Origin of the sequence: Mesorhizobium sp. M0816, from assembly GCF_040320005.1 — a bacterium.
In the GTDB taxonomy this organism is placed as follows: domain Bacteria; phylum Pseudomonadota; class Alphaproteobacteria; order Rhizobiales; family Rhizobiaceae; genus Mesorhizobium.
Genome location: NZ_JAMYOT010000023.1, coordinates 1 through 22664 on the forward strand (window position 1 = coordinate 1; position 22664 = coordinate 22664).

Annotated in this window: 20 protein-coding genes and 3 pseudogenes; 8 read left to right on the top strand and 15 right to left on the bottom strand. The window is 60.1% G+C overall.

What is annotated here, in order from left to right:
- Positions 1–266: 266 nt before the first annotated feature.
- Entirely contained in the window at positions 267–380 is a 114-nt protein-coding gene (locus NKI17_RS37070; protein ID WP_502894631.1) for a helix-turn-helix transcriptional regulator, read from the top strand.
- Between the two features lie 148 nt (positions 381–528).
- Here the strand turns inward: NKI17_RS37070 and NKI17_RS27285 are convergent, their stop codons facing one another.
- Both NKI17_RS27285 and NKI17_RS37075 read right to left on the bottom strand, forming a co-directional pair.
- The gene (locus NKI17_RS27285) at positions 529–2616 is read right to left on the bottom strand and encodes a DUF3363 domain-containing protein (protein ID WP_352907060.1); all 2088 of its coding nucleotides are present in this window, start codon (positions 2614–2616) and stop codon (positions 529–531) included.
- Between the two features lie 911 nt (positions 2617–3527).
- Positions 3528–3929 (bottom strand): hypothetical protein, encoded by a 402-nt coding sequence (locus tag NKI17_RS37075; RefSeq protein ID WP_245274834.1) that lies wholly within the window; start codon positions 3927–3929, stop codon positions 3528–3530.
- Here NKI17_RS37075 and NKI17_RS27295 point away from each other — a divergent pair.
- Together NKI17_RS27295 and NKI17_RS27300 are read left to right on the top strand one after the other, a co-directional pair.
- Positions 3928–4098 (top strand): hypothetical protein, encoded by a 171-nt coding sequence (locus NKI17_RS27295; protein WP_245274835.1) that lies wholly within the window; start codon positions 3928–3930, stop codon positions 4096–4098. The two genes, NKI17_RS37075 and NKI17_RS27295, sit on opposite strands and share 2 nt — an antisense overlap.
- Before the next feature lie 449 nt (positions 4099–4547).
- Positions 4548–5081, top strand: a complete 534-nt coding sequence (locus NKI17_RS27300) for a Ros/MucR family transcriptional regulator (protein ID WP_023680033.1) — start codon at positions 4548–4550, stop codon at positions 5079–5081.
- Between the two features lie 82 nt (positions 5082–5163).
- Here NKI17_RS27300 and NKI17_RS27305 read toward each other — a convergent pair whose 3' ends face one another.
- The 3 genes and pseudogenes from NKI17_RS27305 to NKI17_RS27315 all read right to left on the bottom strand — a co-directional run.
- On the bottom strand, positions 5164–5475 hold the full coding sequence (locus NKI17_RS27305; protein ID WP_023680034.1) for a DUF736 domain-containing protein: 312 nt from the start codon (positions 5473–5475) through the stop codon (positions 5164–5166).
- Positions 5476–5616: 141 nt separating this feature from the next.
- Entirely contained in the window at positions 5617–5943 is a 327-nt protein-coding gene (locus NKI17_RS27310; RefSeq protein WP_352637565.1) for a DUF736 domain-containing protein, read from the bottom strand.
- A 552-nt stretch (positions 5944–6495) separates the two neighbouring features.
- Positions 6496–7260, bottom strand: a pseudogene (locus tag NKI17_RS27315) (IS110 family RNA-guided transposase); the annotation flags it as partial.
- A gap of 38 nt (positions 7261–7298) precedes the next feature.
- On the opposite strand from NKI17_RS27315, the pseudogene NKI17_RS37080 reads away from it, so the two are divergent.
- Positions 7299–7569: pseudogene (locus NKI17_RS37080) on the top strand (IS110 family transposase); the annotation flags it as partial.
- A 236-nt stretch (positions 7570–7805) separates the two neighbouring features.
- Positions 7806–8027: a hypothetical protein gene (locus NKI17_RS27320; protein WP_023680037.1), complete on the top strand. Its 222-nt coding sequence runs from the start codon at positions 7806–7808 to the stop codon at positions 8025–8027.
- Positions 8028–8122: 95 nt separating this feature from the next.
- Here the strand turns inward: NKI17_RS27320 and NKI17_RS27325 are convergent, their stop codons facing one another.
- From NKI17_RS27325 to NKI17_RS27350, 6 genes and pseudogenes are all read right to left on the bottom strand, one after another.
- Positions 8123–8584 carry a hypothetical protein gene (locus NKI17_RS27325; protein ID WP_352458777.1) on the bottom strand — a complete coding sequence of 154 codons (462 nt, stop codon included), beginning with the start codon at positions 8582–8584 and terminating at the stop codon, positions 8123–8125.
- A gap of 733 nt (positions 8585–9317) precedes the next feature.
- Complete coding sequence (locus NKI17_RS27330) at positions 9318–9914, bottom strand: 2-hydroxychromene-2-carboxylate isomerase (RefSeq protein ID WP_352622053.1); 597 nt, start codon at positions 9912–9914, stop codon at positions 9318–9320.
- 76 nt (positions 9915–9990) lie between these two features.
- On the bottom strand, positions 9991–12474 hold the full coding sequence (locus NKI17_RS27335; protein ID WP_352907035.1) for an ATP-binding protein: 2484 nt from the start codon (positions 12472–12474) through the stop codon (positions 9991–9993).
- Positions 12474–13370 (bottom strand): adenylate/guanylate cyclase domain-containing protein, encoded by an 897-nt coding sequence (locus NKI17_RS27340; RefSeq protein WP_352757322.1) that lies wholly within the window; start codon positions 13368–13370, stop codon positions 12474–12476. The genes NKI17_RS27335 and NKI17_RS27340 overlap by 1 nt, the downstream gene beginning before the upstream one ends.
- 147 nt (positions 13371–13517) lie before the next feature.
- Complete coding sequence (locus NKI17_RS27345; protein ID WP_352457996.1) at positions 13518–13997, bottom strand: c-type cytochrome; 480 nt, start codon at positions 13995–13997, stop codon at positions 13518–13520.
- Between the two features lie 55 nt (positions 13998–14052).
- A pseudogene (locus NKI17_RS27350) lies at positions 14053–14508 on the bottom strand (IS1 family transposase); the annotation flags it as partial.
- Between the two features lie 294 nt (positions 14509–14802).
- Between NKI17_RS27350 and NKI17_RS27355 the strand changes: the two are divergent.
- The 3 genes from NKI17_RS27355 to NKI17_RS27365 all read left to right on the top strand — a co-directional run bounded on the left by NKI17_RS27355 (position 14803) and on the right by NKI17_RS27365 (position 16562).
- Entirely contained in the window at positions 14803–15054 is a 252-nt protein-coding gene (locus NKI17_RS27355; RefSeq protein WP_352757324.1) for a hypothetical protein, read from the top strand.
- A gap of 66 nt (positions 15055–15120) precedes the next feature.
- Positions 15121–15372 carry a helix-turn-helix domain-containing protein gene (locus tag NKI17_RS27360; protein WP_023680045.1) on the top strand — a complete coding sequence of 84 codons (252 nt, stop codon included), beginning with the start codon at positions 15121–15123 and terminating at the stop codon, positions 15370–15372.
- Positions 15372–16562: a tyrosine-type recombinase/integrase gene (locus NKI17_RS27365; protein WP_352907036.1), complete on the top strand. Its 1191-nt coding sequence runs from the start codon at positions 15372–15374 to the stop codon at positions 16560–16562. Before NKI17_RS27360 ends, NKI17_RS27365 begins: the two co-directional genes overlap by 1 nt.
- A gap of 707 nt (positions 16563–17269) precedes the next feature.
- On the opposite strand, the gene NKI17_RS27370 is transcribed toward NKI17_RS27365, so the two are convergent.
- The 4 genes from NKI17_RS27370 to NKI17_RS27385 all read right to left on the bottom strand — a co-directional run bounded on the left by NKI17_RS27370 (position 17270) and on the right by NKI17_RS27385 (position 22559).
- Positions 17270–19471, bottom strand: a complete 2202-nt coding sequence (locus NKI17_RS27370) for a xanthine dehydrogenase family protein molybdopterin-binding subunit (RefSeq protein ID WP_352907037.1) — start codon at positions 19469–19471, stop codon at positions 17270–17272.
- Positions 19472–19474: 3 nt separating this feature from the next.
- Positions 19475–19933, bottom strand: a complete 459-nt coding sequence (locus NKI17_RS27375) for a (2Fe-2S)-binding protein (RefSeq protein WP_352467057.1) — start codon at positions 19931–19933, stop codon at positions 19475–19477.
- 237 nt (positions 19934–20170) lie between these two features.
- Positions 20171–20485: a DUF4917 family protein gene (locus NKI17_RS27380; RefSeq protein ID WP_352907061.1), complete on the bottom strand. Its 315-nt coding sequence runs from the start codon at positions 20483–20485 to the stop codon at positions 20171–20173.
- Positions 20486–21143: 658 nt separating this feature from the next.
- Positions 21144–22559 carry a mannose-1-phosphate guanylyltransferase/mannose-6-phosphate isomerase gene (locus tag NKI17_RS27385; RefSeq protein WP_352622068.1) on the bottom strand — a complete coding sequence of 472 codons (1416 nt, stop codon included), beginning with the start codon at positions 22557–22559 and terminating at the stop codon, positions 21144–21146.
- Positions 22560–22664 lie beyond the last annotated feature (105 nt).

Sequence of the window (22664 nt, forward strand, 5' to 3'; positions counted from 1 at the left end):
CGATCCCGGAGAGAAGCACGAACCCGCGAATGATGTCAGAAGCTGGTAAGGCAGAAAATGACAAAAGCGCTTGACCCCAAGCCGCCGAATAGAGAAGCCATGACCCGAGCTCCTAACAGCTTGGCTGTGGTTAGGTCGGGCTAAGCGTGTCAGCGCTCAGCTCGGCCGGCTTAGGGAAGCTCATCATACAAATTGATTGACCGTCAATCGGATTGTAGCCCATGGAAAGTGCGCTAACGATAGAGCAGTGTCGCGGCGCTCGGGCGATGCTTGGGTGGAGCCAAGACGAACTAGCTAAAGCCGCAAATGTGGCTCGGCAGACGATTGCGGATTTTGAGCGTGGGGCGCGCATTCCGATCGCCAACAACCTCATAGTATAAGGCATGCGTTCGAGAGGGCCGGAATCGAGTTCTTATCCGAGAATGGTATCCGTTTAAGACCCCGCATCTGACAACTGTTTGGCAATAGGCTTGGCTAAGCGTTGCCGGGAATTGTTAAGAGCCAAGAGTGCCCCGCCGATGAGCGCGCTCACAGCCCCAGGCCGCGTTTTCTGCCGAAGCTCCAGTCGATGCCGCCGCTGTTTTGCACGACGCCGGTAATGTGCTGGCCGATGCGCTTGTCGAGCATCGGCTGCCAGGGCACGAGCCGAAACCCGAAACCATCGTCCAGCATGGCGAAGCGCCCGCTGGCAAGACGGACCGAGCCGAGGAGCGTGCCGCCGACATGATTGCCGGGCTGAACGGGCGCGAAGGTAAGGCCGCGCGCAGCGGCCATTTCCTTGCCGACCCGCGTAACCTCCTGGCGCTCCAGCGTGGCTACAAGGTCGCGCGCGAAGGTGATGGTGCGGCTCGTCGCGTCGCGTTCGGCATGGCCCAGCCTGACGAGTTGGGCAGCCCGTTTGTCGAGCGCGTTGTCCACGTCAAGGGCGAAGCCTGACCGGACCATCGGCACAGGGTTTCTGGCCGTAAGCTCCCGATCGAGCCAGGTGGCGCCGTCGCTGCCGATCTGCGCGTCGAGGTCAAGCGTCGAAAGCAGGCGGACGGAGAAGTCTTTTGCGCGGTTCTGGCCATCGTAGGCAATGCCGCGCTCGGACAGGTCTTTTGGTACGCGCCAGTGGTCTTCGTCGATGCGTTCGACATGGCCGGCCCGGCGCAGCGCTTCGAGACGGCGGACATGGAAACGGACAAAGGCGTCCGGATCCTTGCCTCGCTCCAAAAATGCCTCGCGGATCGCCTCAAGGTGTTGGCTCGGGCGATAGATGCCATCATCGCCGGCTGCGCTGCTGATGTTGCGGTCGGCCGCACGCGGCTCCTCCTTCGGCAGGATTGGATCGAGCGCCACGATGTGGCCGCGCTGAACGTCATTTAGCTTTGCCGCATCGGCGGTCTCGACATAGTGGGTGCGCCCGTCGACGCCATCGATGACGAGCGACAGCTTGTCGCTCATCTCGTCGCCGGCAAGACCCTTGGCGAGCACACGGCCGACGACTGGCTCGGTGATGGTCTGGCGGTGCATGACATATTGCGCCGCGCCCCGTTCATCGGCGAGGCCGTGCTCCTCGAGTGCCCGGTGCATGGTCTTGATGATGTCGTTGCGCTCGCCAAGTCCCCGCAGCGTGCTTTCGGCGTTGTCGGAAACGACCCAACGGCGGGCTCCATCTCGTTCGCCAGGCCGAAGTGCTCCAGCTTCTTTGCCCGATCGATCAGCAGATAACGATTGCTGGAAATGGTGTAGCTGTCGCTGGCATTGGGACGGAGGTCGACAACATCGTGCTCCTGCTGTTCGGCGATCAGCATGCGGTCGAGCCGGGTCAGCCGTTCGGCGTCCACCTCGTTGGCCAGCTTGCGGGCGACCTCGATCTCGCTTTGCAGCCCAAGCTCCCGTTCCACCAGCTCGCCTGCCCGGTGACGGATGCCATGGGCGATGTAGTCGCCGGCGATGTTCAGGATCTTGCCGTCGCCGGTGACGCCGCGCAGCAGCACATGGGTGTGCGGATGGCCGGTGTTGTGATGGTCGACGGCGATCCAGTCGAGGCGCGTGTTGAGGTCGGTCTCCACCTGCCGCATGAGATCGCGGGTGAAGGAGCGCAGGTCTTCCATCTCCGCGGCATCCTCCGGCGCGACGATGAAGCGGAACTGATGCCGGTCGCCCCGCCCGCGTTCGACGAAGGCCTTGCCGTCGGCCTCGTCCTCGACGGCCGAGTACACCCTGCCCTTCTCGCCATCCCTGGTCACGCCGTCCCGCTGGAGATAGCGCAGATGCGCATCGACGGCCTTGCTGGTCGTCACGAACTTTTGGCCGCGTCCGGTCCCCTTGCCTCGCCCCGGCAGCTTGACGACGCGCGCCTTCACCACGACGCGGCGGGAGCGAAAGCGGATGCCATTGGAGTCCTGCCGCCAGCTGCCGCTGGCCTTTGGCAAATCTGCCGCCACTTTGCCGCCGCGGCCGCGGGCGTTGAAGCGGCCACTCCCCTTCCCGGCGCTCCTGCTTGCGCCGATGCGATTGGGATTGCCGCCCTGCTTGCGGATGGCAATCTCGACCTGGCGCACAAAGGGCAGCGTGCGCGAATTGACCGGCGCGCCGCCATGCCGCGTCCGGCCGGTGCGAACCTGGAATCTGTCGCTGTCACGATTTGCCATGACGACAGCATCGGGAGTCGGATTTCGCGCTTCAAGATGGCTGGAGCGCGGCGCGTACTATGGCGCGCAAAGACTTGCTGTGGCGTATAAACGGCAGAGCGCACATCGCCCGGGCACGGCACCTTTACTTTTCAGATCAGCAGGATAGCGGACCAACCGGCACCCGCCACACCTCGCGTGGTGCCTCCCGGTGTCCGCATGTGCCGGAAAAAACAATGTGCAGACAGACACTTACGAGCAAAGCGAGGGCGAGCGCCAGCTCGCTTTATCTTGCTGTCCCCCACCACCCTCGCTGTCCCCCACCACCCTCGGTAACCGTCCGGATCCTGCACATCTTTCGGGTCGTGCAATCTCGCAACATGTGACGTTCCTTGCTATTGAGAGATTTCCGGCGGTGCCTCAACGTTCCTGGGACAAGGCCAACAACCCGTGCTGGTCGACGCATGACGCGACCTGGTATCGGGCCGTTTTGAGGCGGAGGAATATTGCCGCCGGCGCAAGCTTTCGACGAAGACTTTTGAGCTGTGAGTGCGCCATCTGGTGAGCCCGGAAGATCGGCGCAAACGTGCGGAATATCTGCGGAAATTGCGACAGGAAAAGCCCCGAGAAGCGGGGCAAGAAAGGGCCGCCGAAGCGACGCAAGAGCCCGCGCCGCTACCGCTACAGCGTGCGTACGGACACCGGTCCGATTGCCCTGCAGGCGTTCTGGGGCAAGCATGTGGAGGCGATGAACTGGAGCGGGTTGGGGCTTGCCGAATATGCCGCGGCGCTCGGACTTTCGACCCATGCGCTGCGCAAATGGCGCGCTCGTCCCCGAGGAATTCGAGGCCGAAGTGGACTGGCGATCTCTGTTGCATCCGAGTGCGCGGGCTCAATTCAGCAGCGCTGCTAATTGCGTACGGCGCCAATGTCACTTGACACCGCCGTTGACGGGCGGTCGAACCGGCGCCGCTTCAGCGACGCACAGAAGCAGGCGATCGTGCAGGAGACGGAGAAGCCCGGCGTCAGTGTGGCGGAGGTTTGCCGCCGCCATGGGATGGCCACCAGCATGCCTTCGGCCGGCGTGTCCAGTTCGGCGTGACCGCTCGCAAGGCGCCGCAATTGGCAACGGTTGCACTCATCCATGGGACGGAAACCGAACCGCCGGTACTGACTGCCCTGCGCAATCTCGTACGACCGCCGGACGGCGTGATGACAGCCCAACTGGACGACGGGCGGCGCGTCTTTGCATCCGTCGGCACAATGCAGATGCAGTCCAGCAGCATCTCGCGGCGAGGAAGAACGCATCATGATCGTCGTTCCGACGGGGGTGAAGGTGCATCTGGCGCTCGGTCATACCGACATGCGCAAGGGGCTCGATGGGCTCGCGGCGCCGTGGTGTCAAACGAGTTGTCAGCTGCGGGGTGGCAAGCGCTTCAAAAGCAGCACGCCGTTCATCAGATATTCGTTGAGCCAGTAGGCGGCAGCCGTTCGGGCGCATGCCGGCTGCCATGTCAGCAACATCCATCCTGCCGATCGGCGCGAGGCGGTGCAGCCCACCTGAATGAGTCCCACAAGAGGTACACGCGAGGGCCAATTCATGCCGGGGCGAGACCAGGACCGCGGCACAGAGTGTCGCGACGACAATTGTTCATGGCTCAATCCTGCGACGCAGGAGCCATGATTCATGGCGCTGGCTTGCGTTGGGCTGTGCGCTTGGCGCGCGGAGAAGCGAGGGGGAAAGCCTTCCTGCTTCCCCGACGCGATCGGCAACTTGTCTGCAGCCGGACCGAACGATCGCAGCGACACTTGCCTGCTTGATATTTACACGGAATGAGGTTTGTTGGCGGAGTAACGAATTATTTGCCTGGATTGGCGAATAGACAGACCATCCGTTTTCAAAGCGCGCTTTGGACAAGAGGAAATTCGATGACCGTTTCTCCAGACCCAAGCGACCAGGCTGATCTCGTATCAATCACCGCTGACATCGTTTCCGCCTACGTTTCGAACAATCCGTTGCCGGTCGGCGAGTTGTCGAAGCTGATCGGGGATGTCTATGTCGCTTTGCAAGGGATCGGCACACCTGTGGCTCCGACCGCAGCCAAACTGGAGCCGGCGGTGTCGATCAAGAAGTCAGTGTCACCTGATTTCATCATATGCCTGGAAGACGGGAAAAAGTTCAAATCCTTGAAGCGGCATATCGGAACGCACTACAATCTGAGTCCGGACGAATACCGCCAGAAATGGAACCTGCCCTCCGACTATCCTATGGTTGCGCCGAACTACGCGGCGACTCGCTCGGCCCTGGCAAAATCAATAGGATTGGGCCGCAAGGCGGCAGCGCCAGCGACAGCTGCGGCGGAAAAACCAAAACGAGCTGCTCGCGCGCCAGCGGCGGCAGCAATTGCCACGGCAATCAAATCGCCGGTGAAGAAGGCGCGCAAAACACCCGTCAAAGCATAGCGTGCTGCACCAGATAGAGGTGCAGTGGCGAACCTGAACATGGCGAAGCCCCGCCTTGCGCGGGGCTTCGTGTTAGCTCGGATCACTCGGCGGCGCGGCGGGACCAGATGAGCGAGAACTCGCCCCCGGGGTCGGTTTCGACCAGGCTCGCATAGATCGGAGCGGGGAAGCTGGGATCGTCGAGCTTGACTGAGTGATAGTCGCGGCCCTCGCGCGAGGTCTTCTTCCATGCCGCCCCGAACTCGATGGCGCCGGCGAAGATGCGGAAGTCCGGACCTTTTTCATTGTCGCCGTCGACCGGGGTGAACGACACTGTCTTGACGTTGAGGTTGAGGGTTTTGACTGAGCCGGAGAAGCCGTTCGCGGTGCGGGAGAATGTGCCGATCGTCGCCATTGTGGTGGTTCCTTCTGTTTCTCGGGCCGCGCCCATTGCGGCCTCACATGAGGGACCACTCGTCAAGCTGTGGCTCTGAGCTGCTGAGTGGTCGTTTCTGGAGGACGCTCCGCTCGGTGCGAGGCGTCCTGTCAAGGGTGCTCAATCGCCGTTGCGGCGGTTCGGACGTGACCAGATGAGGCTGTAGCCCTGGCCGTCCTCGCCCACGACGAGGTTGGCGTAGATCGGAGCGGTGAAGCTCGGGTCGTCGAGCTTGAGACCCAGGTAGCTGCGACCCTCGTTGGACTGCTTGGACCAGGCCGCCCCGATTTCGATGCGGCCGACGAAGACCCGGTGGCTGGGAGCGTTTTCGCCGCTGGCGCGCGTATCGGGTACGATACGGACCTTCTTGGCCTGGAGGGAGAGGGTGACGATCTCGCCGCTGAACTCGTTGTTGTCCGATTGCTGGAAGTTGCCGATGGTAGCCATTGTCGTTCTCCTGACTGGTTGCCGAAGCCGCCCTGTGCGGCCTCGATAGCGGTCGTGAGGCGACGATCGGGCCGACTGCATCCTGTGGACCGCAGCGCCAGCGGAGGACGGCGGCAGCCGAGCTTGTTGTCCCGCGAGGAATGCGGCAAAGCCGCAGGGGAAGAAGGTCGGGGAAGCCGTTGCAGGCAGAGGCCCGACCGGCGCCAGACCAGCCAGTAGAGAGGCCGTATAGGGAGGATTTCAGCATCAGTCTCTCGAGAACGATGCTGGCCATCGGCCCTTCAGCCACGCATTCGGCACAAGCAGCGCGATCCCTACCGCCACATGAACCTGAGGTCTGAGCCCATTCCTGATCCGCGCGTTTGCACGTATCAACCTCACATCCGGTCGCCGCTCGAGCGGCCGCACCATAATCCCGCCTGCGGCGGCAAGGGCTCAGGAGGACGAGACCAGTCTCGATGACGGCGTTCAAAGCCATGCCGCAATGCGGTCGTCCACCTGGTTCCGGCGGGGCTGATCAGGCCCTGGCCGAACTGGAATGCGGTCAGATCGTCATGGTCTTACAAACGCTCCTTCGATCACCACGCCGGCGCGGACGTATTTCCACAAAGCCACGATCAGCTTGCGGGCCAGCGCGGTAATCATCACCTTCTTGAAGCGTCCGCCATTCTGGGCAACTCGCTCGTTGAACCAGCGGCTGAGCGCCGAGGCGGGCTGGTGCCGCAACCAGAGCCACGCCATTTCCAGCAGCGTCGATCGCAAGCGTGGGTTTCCGGACTTTCCGATCCCCTGTTCCCGGTCGATCGACCCGCTTTGCCATGGCGTCGGCGCAAGGCCGGCATAGGCCGCCAGCTGCCGGCGATTGTCGAAGCACCGAAACAAGCCCTCTCCCCACAGCACGGCCGCAAACTCTGGTCCGATACCGACGACTTTCGACAGCATAACCACTTCACGCGCCGATTGGCGTTCTTCGGCGAGCATGGCGTCCCGTTCCGCCTCGACTGCCTTGATCTGATCGAGCAACATTTCCATTCGGTCGACCTCACGCAGAACCTGGCGCTTCATATTTGCGGGCAGATCCCGTCCATCGCCGGTGTGAAGAGTTTCCAGCCGATCGCGACGATCACGCCGCAAAGGATCGTAGCCGGTGATGCCCTGCGAGAAGAGCAGACCCTTGATCCGGTTGCCGTGCCGGATGCGTTCTTCCATCAACACCTTGCGCTCCCGGACGATGCGGCGGCGATCCTCCTCATAAGGGCTCGGCACGCGTAGCATGGAGCAGACTCGCGGTTCGCCACGCTTGAACGCCAGCAGCGACGCCGAGTGGTTTTGAAAGCAAGGCAGCGCACAAAGAGCTGGACGAGATCTTTGTTTCGGTGGAGTTGAGCAAGAAGTCCTGGCTGGTCACCTCGATTCGCCGGGAGCTGGCGGGTTATCGCGCCATACCATCCCCGGCGCGGATATTGCCGGGCTTCTTGGCCGCCTCGCTCAGTTGAAGCAAAGGCTCGTAGCCGAACCGGCCGCGACTATCCGTTCGTCATCATTCAAGGGGCCGGCCTTGATGGCTTCTGGGTCCACCGAGTTCTGGAAGCAGAAGGCCACGACACTCATGTCGTTGACGCGGCATTTTGAACATCACTACGGTTCGGTCGCTCCTCCAAGCGCCCGCCGTGCGGGTGGCGGAGGAGTTGTATGGCCTCATGAGGGTTGAACGAATGTTTCGGGCAAGTTTGCAGCCAGCTCCGCCGACTGAACCAAGTCCGGAGATTCCATATCGACGCTTGGGTTGGACGCTCGCGCCAGCCGGAACCAACGGCGGCCACAAGCGGTTTACCAATCGAAGGGACTGCAATGGCAGGATAATGGAATTTTTGGATATGGAACTGGCGAGAGCCCGACAGCGGCTCAACGGAGCGCAGCTTTCCCTTAAACGTGCGAATGAAATGCTGGATGAAGACTGCGGCGTCGGCATCAATATCGCGCTGTGCAGCAGGATACGGGCTGCGCAACGGCGCGTGGTGGAGGCCAGATCGCGGTTGACGAAGATCGATCCCACCAGCGCTGACGGAGTTCGCACACGTTGAACCATCCGGGCCGTGAAAGCCTTCCGATCCGCCGCTGCCCCATGTCGTCACGGCTAGCGCCTCAGACCGCGCAGCAATATGTGAGGACCGGCCTCTCATTCGTCACGGCCCTCCGGCCAGCTCTTTGCGAGCGTAAGATCGGACAGCGGAACCAAAGGCGGATTCGCGAATTCTACCGCTAGACAATTGGATTGTCGCCCATGAGGCTCGCGACCCTCCACCTTGAAACTGCGAGATACGGCGATGTATATCGCGCCGCCAGGCTCGCGCGACTGACGCGGCAAATGATCCGGCACATCAAGCGCACTGACACCTCGGCTCAAAACGTCGAGCAAGCGCTGGCTAGGTTGGCCGAAGCAAACGCGCCCATGGACCGGCTCACGCTGCATCAGTAAGGCCGCCACGCTCATGCCCGCCCCCGCATCGGCACGATGTGCGGCGGGTTGTTCGTGTGGCGTTCCCTCCACATCCGTTTCGCGGTGCCGGGGATGGCGCTGATGATCTTGGCGATCGGGCGCTCGCTGCCCAGTCGAGTAGATCGAGCTGCGCTGGGTCATGATATCGCTTCTTCGTGACTCCGCTGGTCCTTAATCGGTTGTTCTTGCGAGACTTATGTAACATCGTGCCAGCGCCGTTCAGCGCATCGTTGCCGCCACGGCCTCGGATGATGTCGGCGACATTGAAAGAGCCGAGCCGTTGATGCAGCCCAGTTCGCTGCTACGGTCAATGATCCTGGTCGGCGGCAGACTTAAAAGTGCTGACGGGTGGCTAGAATGTATTACGTCCACGGATATGCCTACGAGAACGTCTTCCCCTTCCCGGGTGACTTTACGCGGCTTCCTCATCATCGTCCGACTCGTACTTTCGAGCTCGTGACGCTGGATCCCGGGTGCTGTCAGGCCGCATGCCGGCGATAGCAAAAGAACGCCCCCTCAATAGTGGGTCTTGCGATGTAGCGGTCTCCCACCCTCAAATTCCAAACAATTCTCTGTTGGAATACAGCGCGCTCTGAAGCCCAGGATGGCGCCGAAAGCTGTTTGCTGGGCCGTGCGCCAAATCAGCCGAATTGCTCTCTAGAAAGCCGTTCTTCTCCATACTTCTGTGCTACGCTATTTAGCACACAGGTTGGCGATCTCAATGAATTCAAGTGCTTGGCGCATAGCGCCTAGCATCGAGTTTGCGGCCTGCTGCGCTGGAGCGAGAGAACCCGACGACGAACGCGAACGCCCATCGACAGGTTTGAGAGATTTTGCTCTAGTGAGAGTATGATCCACGCCGCATAGACCGGTGTTATTTCCCCTGGCGATTCTTCCAAGAGATCGCGTCCTCAAGCCGGTCGTCACCCCAGAAAATCTCCTTGCCGACGACGAAAGTCGGCGAGCCGAAAATGCCGAGGCTCTTGGCTTGGTTCGTCGCGTCAACAAGCCCCGCCACGGCTTCGTCCGCGTCCGCGCGTGCCAGCACATCCTCCACATCGGCGCCGGCCTCCGTGATACTCTGGCTGATGTTCGGCTCATTTCCGGCAGGAAGTCCTTCTTCGATCCATCGCCTGTAGCTTGCCCGGACATAGGCGGGACACCAGCCTTCTGCTGCCCCCACGATTGCTACACGGTTCGCCCGTTCCAGCTCCGCTAGAGGGTACGGCGCCGGGAGCTTCGGCGAGAGCCCGCGCATTTGCGAGCGCCGCTCGATGTCCCTCCACATATAGGCGGCCTTTGCCGGCTTGTTCACAAAGGGGACGTTGTTCATCTCGATCATCACCACCCGCACATTGAAGGGTTTCCAGACGAAACGAACGCCAGTCTGCTTCTCGACCTGCTCGATGCGCATGACCGATAGGTATGTGTAGGTGCTGCCTATTGAGAACCAGAAGTCGATGATTGGCATTACCTAAAACTCCAGAGCATGACCCGCCTTGTCGCCAGCGAGGTGTGCTCCCAACGCGGCGATCCCGCTCCCGACATTAAGGCAAGCCTGGCTTCGTTGCCATTGTGGTTACCAATACGTCACCGGAAACCTGCGAGGCCAGGAAATTGCGAGCGTCGCGTATGTCCCGAGAGAACTCTGCATCTGCAAAGGGAACCAGGAGTTGCTCCAGCATCGAGCAGGGATAGAGCCCAGGGCTGGCCTCGTGTGCGAAACGCGCGAGATCTGTCGCGGCTCGAAGTTCCAACATTCGGGCGTCCTGCTGCCGCGCAACCTCCATTGCGGCGAGGAGGCTGGTTTCCACCCGGGAGAGGTCCGGCTGTGGTTGCTTCAGTGCCACCAGGCCATCGAGCCGATGAAGTTCAGCCAGCCAGAACTGCTCGCCCGACCGGCCAACGAAGGCGAAACCTTCCCGCACCGCAGCCTCTGCTGCCACCGTATTGCCGGCCTTCAGAAGGCATTCGGCAAGCTGCGCGACGAACACTGACTCGAATAGGTGAGCGTCGCGCGTTCGATTGGAATCGAGCGCCTGACGGATCGTCGCTATGTTCTCGTCGGTTGGCCCGCGCCGGGCTCGCACACATGCATGGCATAGAACGCCGTTTCGCTTCAGGTGCTCGACCTTCCGTTCGCCGCAATAGGTGACGAGCGCAACAGCATCGCTCTCGCAAGCGTCGAGATTGCCGAACAGAAATTGTGGCCACACGATCGTGCAGAAGTTGCCTGCCGCGACGGTGTGAGCGTTGCCATGATTTAACAGCTCTGACCGCACCTGTTCACTGGATTTCGCGACGCCCTCGTACTGTCCCAGCAGAGCTAACGCCATTGTCTTCCAGTACAGGACGTTCAGGCCGGGGTCGATGCCAAACCAGGAGCTCAACACCTTCTGGCGGTCGGGGTCACGATATCTTTCAGCCGACTGCAGACTTTCCAGAGCCTCGCGAGAACGTCCGGTCAGGACCTGGGTCGTCCCGAGAAGCCGATAGGCGACCAACTTGAATGTCGGGTCGACCTGGCGGTCCGCAAACTCTACAATCTGCCGCGCTAGGGCGAACGCATCCTCCATCTTCCCCGCGAAATAGCTGCTCGCGCAAAGGCCATGCAGAACCGAGAAGCGTTGCAAGTCGGAACCGACGCCTGCGTCAAGCAGTGATTTGGCACTAGTCAACGCCGCAACTGTTTCCTGGAACGGCAGCAGCGAGTTGGCGCGGGCGACCAATAGAGCCAGTTCAAGTGGTCGACGCACCTGCTCGTCTTCGATTTGCCGGGCTGCCGTCAATCCGGCCCCGGTGTGCTGAGTGGCCTCGGCAAGAGCTGACCGCGACAGGGCCAATTCCGCAGCAGTCAGCCAATAGTGCGCCGCCGGCTCCGAGAGTCCCGCCTCAGTGTAGTGATGGGCGATCACCGCCGGCGCGGATTCGCTGCTATCAGCAAAGCGCTCGACAATTGACCGGGCGATGTCCGCATGGATGCGCTGTCTGCGGGAGCGAAGCAGCGAGTTGTGGGCTGCATCCTGCACGAGCGCGTGTTTGAAAACATAGATCGTGTCACCTATGGCGGCGCGAGAGAATACCAGCTCCGACTCGACCAGTTTGTGTAACGCCTCCTTAAGCGCGGTTCCGGTAATCGGCGAGATCGCTTCCAGCAGACGGTACGAAAATTCCCGGCCGATCGCCGCGCCAATCTGTGCGATTTCCCGGATCGACCCGAGCCTATCCAACCGCGCCATTAGGGAGTCCTGCAGCGTCGATGGAATCGCCAGTGCCGTCAACGGCGCGGCCAGCACAAAACACTGGCTTTGCTCGCGCAGTTGCCCCGATTCAAGGACCGCCTTGGTCAGCTCCTCAACGAATAAGGGAACGCCGTCAGTCTTAGAGATTATCGCGCTTTGCACTTCTGCAGGAATCTCCTTGCCGCCGGTGATGCGATCGATCATGGCTGCAGCGTGACGCCGTCCGAATCGGTTGAGCGCCAGCCCTGTCACATGGCCTTGACCGACCCAGGGATTTGTAAACTCCGGGCGAGAGGTCACTATTAACAGCGCCCGCAATCCCGGTACTCGCTCGACGATGCCGCTGAAGAAATCCAGCGAGGTGGGGTCTATCCAGTGCGCGTCCTCCAGCACGGCAAACACGGGCGCCTCTCGCGTCAGCCCGGCGAACAGCTCAATCAACGCGGCAATCGTCTGCTCCTTTGCCTCGCTCGGCACTACTCCGAGGTCCTGAAAGTGTCCTTCGGTCGAGATCGACAGAAGCGAGGCGAGATAGGATGCGACGCCCCGGCCACCGAGGCCCGAGCGGGCGATTAAAGCTTCGAGCCTTTCGATTTGCGCTGTCGGCGGCTCGCCGGACCTAAGACCCAGCGAAGATGATATCTGTCGGACGACCGGATACATCGAGACGTTGCGATGGTGCGGAGAACACTGGTAACGCACAAGGCCATAAGGTTGACCCACGATCCGTTCGCGCAGTGCCTCCAACAGGCGTGACTTGCCGATGCCTGCCTCGCCGGTCAGCAACACTACTTGGCCTTCCCCCCGCACGCGTCGCTCCAGCGGTCGGCAAGCAACGCCACTTCCTGATCACGTCCCACCAGGGGCGCGTTCGACCGGGACGCCTCGAACCGATTGACGTTCTCCGTCTCGCGGAGGACCTCCCAGGCCGAAACCGGAGCATCAAAGCCTTTGATGACGTGGACGCCCAAGGCCTTGAGCTCGAATACCTCGCCAAGTAGTAGGCGCGTCGAAGACGCGATGACGATGCGGCCTGCGTTGGCCAGACCCTGAAGCCGGGCCGCGAGATTCGGCGTATCGCCGACCACCGCATGCTCGCGCGATGCACCATGGCCGATCACGTCCCCCACCACCACCAGGCCAGTCGCAATTCCGACGCGCGCCTGGAGTGTGCCTGCTGCCGCCGTTTCAATCGTGGCAACCGCAGCTACGATCTCCAGAGCGGCACGCACGGAACGCTCCGCGTCGTCTTCATGGGCAAGCGGATAGCCGAAATAGGCCAACACGCCGTCACCCATGAACTTCGCAACAAAACCCCCGTACCGGGCGATGATGACGGAGCAGGCTTCTTGGTAAGCGCGCAGTACGTTGCGCATCTCCTCCGGATCCAGCCGTGTCGACATTTGCGTCGACCCGACGAGATCGCAGAACATAACTGTAATCTGACGTCGCTCAGCTGTGTCGACATGCGGCGTCGTCGGCTCTATGGGCTCGGGTTCCAATTGCCGCGCACCAAGGCGTTCGATTGCCTTCAGCAACCGCTTGCGATGCCCGAGAAGCACGCCGATCTTTTCCAGGTCGGCGTCCGTAAGGTCAGGCAGCACTTCGCTGTCTATCCCGTTCTCACGGAACGAAGCTTCATATTGAACAAGACCGAGGCTCTGCAGCCATTTCCCTAAATTCATGGACGTATCGCAGCCCGATTGGACCAATAGTCCTCAAACGGGAGCCGGATGTCTAGTGAAGAGAATTCCGGGTAGTGGGTCAGTTTGAAATCTGACGCTGCGCTTTTTGCCGGGGCGCCGTTCTTCGCTCAGCTCTGGGCATATTTGTCAGTTCTTCGGCATTTGGGGTGGCACAAGTTGAACGTATGGCGTCGTCGGTTCCTTATCAGGGCGAATGCGACTGGGGGCCGGCTTCCCGTGTTTGCCGAGCGACCTAATGTATTGATAGAGCGATTGCATATCGCTCTCGTCCATCGCTCGAAGATTGTACCAAGGCATCGGTGGAGACGTTCTAATGCGCTTCAGCATCCCTACAAATCCACGCTCGGTCATTACCGAAGCATCTATCCGAAGATTGGTCGCATAGGTCGTGCCCCAAGGACCGCGCCAACCGACCGAGTTGCCCATTAAAGCCTTTTCAGGATCAATCTTGCCTTCTGTTTCCCGGTAGCCTTCGGTATGGCAATCGTGACACCCGCCGATGATTGATACCTGCAACCCTCGTTCGACCGATACTTCGCCTTGAGCGAAGGCTGCAATTGGCATCGTGAGACCGGCTAATAGGAAAAACAGGCTTGTGACACGCATCCTTCCCTCCCATGCGTTCCGCTAAGCAGTATGAGCCAACGTCCGAAGGCGACGGCTAGCTTGAAAGGCTCTTTTTGTAAGGGCCGCGAATAGCCGGTTTCTCGGCTTCTCTCGCTTCGATCAGCGCAACGATGTCACCAATCTCCCAAAGCTTGTCAGTGACGGCAGTGGCCATCGCAGGCGTCATGCGCAACGTGGCATGGATGCGAACAAAATTGTAGTACATGAAATGCAACGCCACCGCATTGGCGTGAGCCTCCACCTTCTTGGAAAAGCCATTGGTCAGGCGAGTGAAGCGGCGCATGTGCATCCGCATGGTCAGGTTCTGGCGTTCCGCAAATGACGTGCTGACATGCTTGATGTCAGGATTTCCTTCGATCCGTTCTTTCCGCGCGCCAGTGCATTCGGCGGGGCTATAGCGGCCCTTGGCGCTGTCAGGCGAAGTGCCATAGAGCTTGATCAGCATGGCATAGTCGATATCGCCGCCGAACGCACCTTCAACAGCCTCTAACGACTTGAACCCCCGACGTCAGCACCGAAACATTCTGCCGCATCTTACCCTGTCCGATTTGCACGTCGCTACTCGCCTTTCCCGAACGAGCCGGCCAAGCAGCTTCCGCACCACGCAGCATCTCTTATCTAGGGCAACACGATCTCTTCATTACCGGATGGTGCGGGATGTGGATTTGTTGTGCCGAGTGCAAGATGGCCCCGTTTATCGGGACCGAGGCTTGTCGAAACAGTCAACCGACTGGATTTGATATCGTTGTGCTGTTTCAGTACCGACGTTCTCGAGGCCGCGTCTATGAAGACTGACGCGCTTTCGTACCCACCCCGCGGCCTCTCTCGTGAGGAAGCAGCGCGCTATGTCGGTGTCGGATCGACACTATTCGATGACATGGTTGCTGACGGCCGCATGCCGAGGCCTAAGCACGTCAACAGTCGCGCGATCTGGGATCGTGTGGCGCTCGATATCGCTTTCTCCGCCCTGCCAGACAAAGACAATGGTCTCAAACAACTATTGGAGCGGAGCAAACGAGAGCCGACAAGGAGATAAGCAACTACGCACATTGCGTATACGCTGCAGGCGTAGTACAGTCATCGCCTGAGCGAAAGAGATGACGTGAACGACAATGAAAAGCTCGCGCGAGAAGTGAAAGCCTGGCGGGCGAAGGGAGGATTCACCGCGGAGAGTGCAGCCAAGGTCTTGGGAATACCGAAACGCACTTTTGAAGGCATAGAGCAAGGTCGGGGCTTCCCTTACCCGGTACTCCTGCGCGTTGCTATAGAAAGCAAGACCCTTTCGCTTCAGGCAATGCTGGAGGATTCCCCGCCTGTGGAGCAACGGCAGCGGAAAACTCAAAGGGAGATTTAATGGTCAGGCCATTTAAAGATGTCCGCTACCCCGGCGTTTCGTCGCGCATCAAGAACGGAAAGCTCGTCTATCGCTATCGCGGCAAAGGAATGCCCGAAATTCGGCTTCCTGGCGCACCAGGCGATCCTGAGTTCGAAGGCGCCTATGAACAGGCAACGCAAGGCCAAGGTCAAAAGGCCGTCATCATTGACTTGCCCGGTCGGGCGTTGCCAAAGACATTTGGTCATGCTGCGCGCCGACTTGAAGCGACGATGGAATGGCTGGACTTCGATGAAGCGACGCAGCAGAAGAATGCTCGGCTTATTGAGCGCTTCCTTCAGATGCAGGTCGATCCTGCCTATCCGCTGATTTGGCGCAATACGCCGGTGGAACATCTCGATGCCGACCATCTGCGTGCGATTATCGAAAGCGTCTTTGCCACCAACCGGACGGTTGCCAAGCACCTGCTGGTGGCAATCAAGAAGCTCCTGTGGGTGGCGATCGAAGTTGAGAAATGGATCAAACCGCAGGACGATCCCTCGCTGTCGATCCGCGTCCGCATTCCCAAATCGACTGCCAATCCCGCCTGGCCGATCGCCATTCGTGAAAAGTTCGAGGCGCACCATCCAATCGGCTCAGCGCCGCGCACCTGCTATGCGCTCGGTTTCTGGCTCGGCAACCGACGCGGCGATATCGCCTCACTGGAATGGGACGACTTGGTCTTCGAGGAGATCGAATTGTTCGATGGCTCCTTGGAAACAATCGAAGCCTTCGACTTCCGACAGCAGAAAAATCGCAACCGTCATGGCGGGAGCGAGATGTTCATCCCGGTTGTGGACAAGCTGGCGCAAGCTTTAGTGCCATTAGATCGCTCTAAGGGTGGCACGGTATTGAAGAACGCCTATGGGCGTCCGTTCTCCGAAAAGAGCCTCACCGGCATGATGGCACATTGGAACAAGCAGGCCGGCATCCCGGAGGGCTACACCTTGCACGGGCTGCGCCGTACCTTCGGCACGTATCTCGCCGAATGCAACATCCAAGCGCGCGCTATCATGGAGGCGATGGGGCATTCTTCAATGACGGTAACAGACGAGTATGTGCGAGAGGCCAATAAGAAACGGATGGCTGTCGATATCGCCCGCGCCATTAACGAGCGGGAAGCGAAACGCGACGCCATGAAGCAACGGATACCCCTGCGCGTCATCAAATGAGTGAATCAACCCGACCAAGTGGAGGGTGGCATATCGGCCGCCCTTTTTTGGGCCCATAATGGGCCCAAACGTTTTGGGCCGAGGCGTATTTTCTTCAATAAAATCAATGGTTATGGTGGGCCCGGAGGGTATTCAGAAAGCCATAAAAATCAATTGGTAAGAGATCAGTGGGACTTCAGAGCATTCAAATCTTTTCCAATGTTTTTCAATGTTGTTGTCCCACTCAGAAGTGCCTCAGTCCACCAAGCCGACGCACTGAACGCCTCCCTCGGAAGGGAGGTTTGCGCAAGGTGAAAGGAAGATCGCGTCGGTGTGCAGCCTTCCTGAGAAAGGTCGCGGTAGAGCCAACTGCTGACGCTCAGCGCGAAGACATCAATGTCCTGTTATGGGGCCGTCAGAGAACCGGCCGCTTCTCGCGCCCAGAAAGCGATAGCAGACATGCAACTAGGTGGTACAAAAGTCTCTAGCGTGACCCTTTCGAGACATTTGCGTGCGGCATTTGCGTCTCGAAAGCGGTTCTTCAGTGCTACCAGCACCAACGACCGTCTGCGGTCGTTCAGAACACGGGTTACCGTCTCTAAACCGGATATTGGACCGGGCAGCCGCCGGAAATTGATCGAATGGAGGTGATCGCCTGTCAGGAGGCGTTCAAAAACGACCTACGACCGCGATCTTCATCGCGGCCGTTTTCACGGTGTCATTCCCGGCTATGCTGACAAGTTCTTTATGATCGGCAGCTTGCGGATCGTCTTGCCCGTCGCCGCCCGTAGCGCGTTGGCGACGGCCGGGCCGATCGGCGGCACACCGGGCTCGCCAACGCCCGTGGGCGGCTCGTCGGACGGCACAATGTGCACCTCGACGCGCGGCATCTGCTCGATCCTGAGCGGCGTATAGGTGTCGTAGTTCTCTTGGTCTATGACACCGCCCGTCAGGGTCAGCTCCTCCTGGAGGATCGCGCCTAGCCCGAAGCCGATACCGCCCTCCATCTGAGCGCGGATCTGGTCAGGATTTATCGCGGTGCCGCAATCTACCGCGCAGACGACGCGGTCGACTTTGAAATCATTTCCATCGTTGAAGGTGATCTCCACCACCTCGGCGACATAGGTCGAGAGGCTTTCATGCAGGGCCACGCCGCGGAAACGGCCTTCCGGCAGAGGCTTATCCCAGCCTGCCTTCTCAGCAGCCAATTTCAGCACGCCGGCATGCCGTGGATGGTGACCGAGCATCGACAAGCGGAAATCGACCGGATCACGGTTCGCAGCGGCGGCGAGCTCATCGATCAGGGTTTCCATTGCGTAAGCGGTGTGGGTGGAGCCTACCGAACGCCACCACAGCACTGGGATGTTCACGTCCGTCGTGGTCAGCTCGACCTTCAGGTTCGGGATCGCATAGGGCAGGTTGGTGGCGCCCTCCACGGAGGTCGGATCGATGCCGTTCTCGATCATCGCCGCAAAGGGCGAACCGCCCGCGATCGATTGGCCCACGATGTGGTCATGGAGAGCGACGACATTGCCTTCCTTGTCGAGCCCCGCCTTGACTGCGTGCACATAGACCGGCCGGTACCGCCCACCCCGCATGTCGTTCTCGCGGGTCCACTGCACCTTCACTGGCTTGCCGGGTCCCAGTGCACGCGCTGTGGAAACAGCTTCGATAATGAGATCTGCGTCCGAGACCGCTCGGCGGCCGAAGCTGCCGCCGGTCTTCATCACGTGCAGCCTCACCTTGTCCGGCGTGGTGCCGCCTACTTGAGCGGCAGCCGCCTGATAAAGGTCGGGCATCTGGTGTCCGCCCCAGACGTCGATGGTGCCGTCTTCGTTGATTCGGGCGGCCGCGTTGAGTGGCTCGATCGAAGCATGGACAAGATAGGGGAATTCGTAGTGCCCTTGGATGACTTTCTCAGCACTGGCCAACGCTGCGGGAGTGTTACCGTCGTCGCGCGCGGTGGCCGCGCCCGGATCGTCTGCTGCCTTAGTGTATTCGGCCATGATCTCGGCCGTGCCGCGCCTTTCGGCCTTCTCTTCGTTCCAGGTCACCTCCACGAGATCGCGGCCCTTGAGCGCCGTCCACATGTCCCTGCCGACGACGGCAATGCCGCGCGGCGTCTGGACGACATCGACAATGCCGTCGAGTGCCTTGGCCTTGGAGGCGTCGAAGCTCTCGATCTCAGCGCCGAACTTCGGCGGATGGATCATAACGGCCGTATTGAGTCCATCCATCTTGAGGTCGATCGTGTAGGTCTGCGCGCCATTGGTCTTGCCGGCGGAATCGTAGCGCTTGAGGCTGTCCGATCCGATCTGGGCCCACTTGTCGCGCGGCTTTAGCGGCACGTCGTCGGGAACCGGCATTCCCGCTGCGGCTTCAGCCAGGTCACCGAAGCGCGCCTGCATCCCTGAGGCGTGCGACACGACCCCGGAAGCGACTGTGATCTCGCCGGCTGGCACGTCCCACCGCTGCGCCGCGGCCGCCACCAGCATGGCCCGTGCGGCAGCACCCGCCTTGCGGTAGCGCTGCCACGACGAGCTCATCGACGTGGAGCCACCGGTTCCCTGCGCGGCCCCGCCCCAGGCGAGATTGCCGTAGAGCGCGGTATTGCCATATCCGCCGACCACGTGGATCTGCGCCCAGGCGCCGTCGAGCTCTTCCATAACCAGGGTGGCGATGCCGAAATAGGAGCCTTGTCCCATCTCGAACTGCGACGAGTGGATGACGATTCGGTTCTCCGGTGTGATCTCGACATAGGTCTGGAAGGGGTTCGCCTGGACCGTTGCAGGCGTCGTTTGTGCGTTGGCGGGCGCGGCCATCATTAGCCGGTAGCCCACGGCGAGGCCCGCGGTGGTGACGACCGTGCCGAGGAGGAACTGGCGGCGCGTGGGCGCCACGGCATTATGCTTCGGGAGAAACTGCAACATGCCTCAAGTCTCCAGCCGGTTGGCGGTCTCGTGGATGGCCGCGCGGATGCGATGATAGGTGGCGCAGCGGCAGAGATTGCCGCTCATCGCCGAATCAATATCATCGTCCGTCGGCTTCGGCGTCTCTGTCAGGAGGGCCACGGCCGACATGATCTGGCCAGACTGGCAATATCCGCATTGAGGTACGTCGAACTCGGCCCACACGGCCTGGACCGTTTCGCCGATCTTGCCCGACACGCCCTCAATGGTGGTGATCGAGGCTCCTTCGATGTCGCCGACTGCGGTCTGGCACGAGCGCGTCGGCATGCCGTTAACGTGAACCGTGCAAGCGCCGCACTGGGCAAGGCCGCAACCGAATTTCGTTCCTGTGAGTCCGATGCCGTCACGGATCGCCCAGAGCAGCGGCATCTCTGGATCGACGTCGAGTGTTCGCGCCTCGCCATTGAGGGTAAAAGCGACCATGGCTTGCTCTCCTTGTCCTGAGCTGGCTATCTCGTTGCGCCTCCGCCCGGCTAGGAACCGGACTCTTCTTGCTGAGGCATAGCGACCACAGACTAGGATCGCGCAGCTCGAGCAACAAGCCGCTAGCTGGCAATCGCGAGATCGTGAAGTGGCTCGTGTCGAAAGGCTGGAGGCAACTGAATGTCATTTTTGGGCCGACCGGCCGGTCAGTTTCCGGCTCGATGACCTGGTTGGCAGTCATTCCGCTTCTAAGCCTAAACCCCAGACATGAACTGTAGCAGCATCATAAAAGACGACATCAAGCGGCGATTTTTCGTTGCACTGCACCGCTAGCTCGTTCGCGTGGTTCATGATCCGCTGGTTATCCGCGGATGCTGGTTCACCATAGATGCCAACACAGAGCTTGTGAAACTTGCCACGCGCTATGCGGTTAAGGATGTGGTCGTCATTCGTAGCGAGCGAATGGTGGAAAATGAAGAAGCAATGGCTGGCGGTCTTCACATTCGCGGTGAACTGCTTGAAGCCTTGGTACAGGTAGGCATTGTGACGGATCTTCGCCTTCTTCTGGGCGCTGGTGGGCTGATGAAGGGCGGCTTAGGGTCATGATTTCCGGTCCATCGCGCTGCAATGACCGATGAGTCACAGACGCTGCATTTCGCGCTAGACCGCAGCTGCGGTATTCTCGATCATACGCTCAGCCATCCTATTCGCACCTCGTTGCCGCCGTTCGCCGCACCTATCGATCGGAGGCCTTCCAGCCTCGCGATAGCCGCGCTATGTGGCTGCACACAACCTGACGACGAACAGGAGCAAGATTGGACATAGAAGCCAGCACAAGATCGCCCTCCCCCTGTCCTTGCTCGTTTTCATGCGAAAACAATCAAACTGAGTGCTGCGGGGATAGCGAGGTCGATTTGGCCCACTTCAGAGCAAAGTCGGCCATAAGCCATTGATATAATTTTGGTGGGCCCTGAGGGTGCTTGGAAAGTCAGAAATATCAAAGGCTATTCGACAGTGGGACTGTGTTGCGTTACTATGCTCTCCGGTCTTTTCCGGTTGATTTGTCCCACCCCTGATGCCGATTGCGGTCCTTCGCCGCTGCCTTGGTCAATTCCCGATTCCACAAGCATCCGGTCCTGAGTGGGCAGACGGCCTTCCTAGTGGTAATTAGTCAGCGACACGTTGACCGTTCTCGTCATGCGGGTGAAATCTACGTTCGACCATATACGTCGTCGAAGCGAACGATATCATCCTCGCCGAGATAATCGCCGCTCTGCACTTCAATGATCACCAGGTCAATTCTGCCTGGGTTCTCCAGCCGATGCTTATGGCCGCAGGGGATGTAGGCTGATTCGTTTGTCGCCAGGAACAACTCCTGCTCGCCATTGACGATTTTCGCGGAGCCGCTGACCACGACCCAGTGCTCCGAACGATGATAGTGCATCTGCAGGCTCAGCCGCCGACCGGGCTTCACCTCGATGCGTTTGATCTTGAAGCGCTCGCCTTCCTCAAGAACCGTGTAGGTACCCCACGGCCGGTGTACCGTGCTGTGGACCAGGTGAGCTTCATGTCCTGAAGCCTTGAGGCCCTCGAACAGCTTCTTGACGTCCTGAACGCGGTCGCGGGATGCGACAAGCAAAGCGTCCGGGGAATCGACGATCACCAGATCGCTGACACCGACCGTGCCGATGACGCGCTTGTCGGAGCTCACATAGCTGCCGGTCGTGTCGACCATATGCACATCGCCGCGTATCCTGTTCCCGCTTTCGTCGGCGGCGATCAAATCGGCCATTGCGTTCCAGGATCCGATGTCGTTCCAATCCATGTCGCAGGCAACCACGGCAAGTTTGTTCGTCTTCTCCATGACAGCGTGGTCGAGCGAGATTCGCGGGGCGGAGCCGAAATGCTCAGGCGCGAGTTCGATTTTGGCAAAGCCTTCGCCTTGACTGAAGCGGCCGTTCTCGTAGCTGTCGGAGACGGCCTGGATCACCGCGGGGCAATGCGATGCCATCTCGTCGAGCATGGTTTGTGCGCTAAAGCAGAAAATGCCGGCGTTCCAGAAGAAGCGCTTGGACGCAACATAGGCTTTGGCTGTGTCCAGATCCGGTTTTTCAACGAAACGGACGACTTTCTCACCATCCGCTTCGATATAGCCGAATGCCGTGTCCGGTCTGGTTGGGGTGATGCCCAATGTGGCGATCCGCCCGAGCTTCGCATGTTCGATGGCCCGGCACATGACGTCTAAAAATGCAGGCAGGTTGCCAACCATGTGATCGGCTGGGAAGACGCATAGAATCGCGTCAGGGCCTTGCGTTGCCTTGGCATGGATGGCGGCTGCCGCAACGGCTGCGGCCGTATCCCGGCCTTCAGGCTCGAGCAGAAAGGTGCGTGGCAGGACCACGGAATCTAGTTCGTCGAACTCGTCCTTGGTAAGGAAGAGGTGTTCCCCAGATGTCACGGCGACGAGTTCCACTACGCCCTTTATCGAACCGACGCGCAACACAGTGTGCTGCATCAGTGAATGCCCGTCTGCCACTTTGAGGAAAGGTTTAGGGTGCGATTGCCTTGAGGCGGGCCATAGCCGCGATCCGGCTCCGCCGCTGATGATGACGGGAACCACTTTCATAGAACAACCTCGATTTCGTCTCTGGAGTGATTGCCCGCGCCCTTTCGAGCGTTAGCGTCACGATCGCCGTCGCTCTGGCTTGGTCTGCGGCCTCCGAGTAACAGT

What these genes read in the sequence shown, in the direction of transcription:
- NKI17_RS37070 (WP_502894631.1), top strand. Translation starts at nt 267, where the DNA reads ATGCTTGGGTGGAGCCAAGACGAACTAGCTAAAGCCGCAAATGTGGCT.
- NKI17_RS27295 (WP_245274835.1), top strand. Translation starts at nt 3,928, where the DNA reads ATGATCGTCGTTCCGACGGGGGTGAAGGTGCATCTGGCGCTCGGTCAT.
- NKI17_RS37075 (WP_245274834.1), bottom strand. Translation starts at nt 3,929, where the DNA reads ATGATGCGTTCTTCCTCGCCGCGAGATGCTGCTGGACTGCATCTGCAT.
- NKI17_RS27300 (WP_023680033.1), top strand. Translation starts at nt 4,548, where the DNA reads ATGACCGTTTCTCCAGACCCAAGCGACCAGGCTGATCTCGTATCAATC.
- NKI17_RS27305 (WP_023680034.1), bottom strand. Translation starts at nt 5,475, where the DNA reads ATGGCGACGATCGGCACATTCTCCCGCACCGCGAACGGCTTCTCCGGC.
- NKI17_RS27310 (WP_352637565.1), bottom strand. Translation starts at nt 5,943, where the DNA reads ATGGCTACCATCGGCAACTTCCAGCAATCGGACAACAACGAGTTCAGC.
- NKI17_RS27320 (WP_023680037.1), top strand. Translation starts at nt 7,806, where the DNA reads ATGGAATTTTTGGATATGGAACTGGCGAGAGCCCGACAGCGGCTCAAC.
- NKI17_RS27325 (WP_352458777.1), bottom strand. Translation starts at nt 8,584, where the DNA reads ATGACCCAGCGCAGCTCGATCTACTCGACTGGGCAGCGAGCGCCCGAT.
- NKI17_RS27330 (WP_352622053.1), bottom strand. Translation starts at nt 9,914, where the DNA reads ATGCCAATCATCGACTTCTGGTTCTCAATAGGCAGCACCTACACATAC.
- NKI17_RS27340 (WP_352757322.1), bottom strand. Translation starts at nt 13,370, where the DNA reads ATGAATTTAGGGAAATGGCTGCAGAGCCTCGGTCTTGTTCAATATGAA.
- NKI17_RS27345 (WP_352457996.1), bottom strand. Translation starts at nt 13,997, where the DNA reads ATGCGTGTCACAAGCCTGTTTTTCCTATTAGCCGGTCTCACGATGCCA.
- NKI17_RS27355 (WP_352757324.1), top strand. Translation starts at nt 14,803, where the DNA reads ATGAAGACTGACGCGCTTTCGTACCCACCCCGCGGCCTCTCTCGTGAG.
- NKI17_RS27365 (WP_352907036.1), top strand. Translation starts at nt 15,372, where the DNA reads ATGGTCAGGCCATTTAAAGATGTCCGCTACCCCGGCGTTTCGTCGCGC.
- NKI17_RS27370 (WP_352907037.1), bottom strand. Translation starts at nt 19,471, where the DNA reads ATGTTGCAGTTTCTCCCGAAGCATAATGCCGTGGCGCCCACGCGCCGC.
- NKI17_RS27375 (WP_352467057.1), bottom strand. Translation starts at nt 19,933, where the DNA reads ATGGTCGCTTTTACCCTCAATGGCGAGGCGCGAACACTCGACGTCGAT.
- NKI17_RS27385 (WP_352622068.1), bottom strand. Translation starts at nt 22,559, where the DNA reads ATGAAAGTGGTTCCCGTCATCATCAGCGGCGGAGCCGGATCGCGGCTA.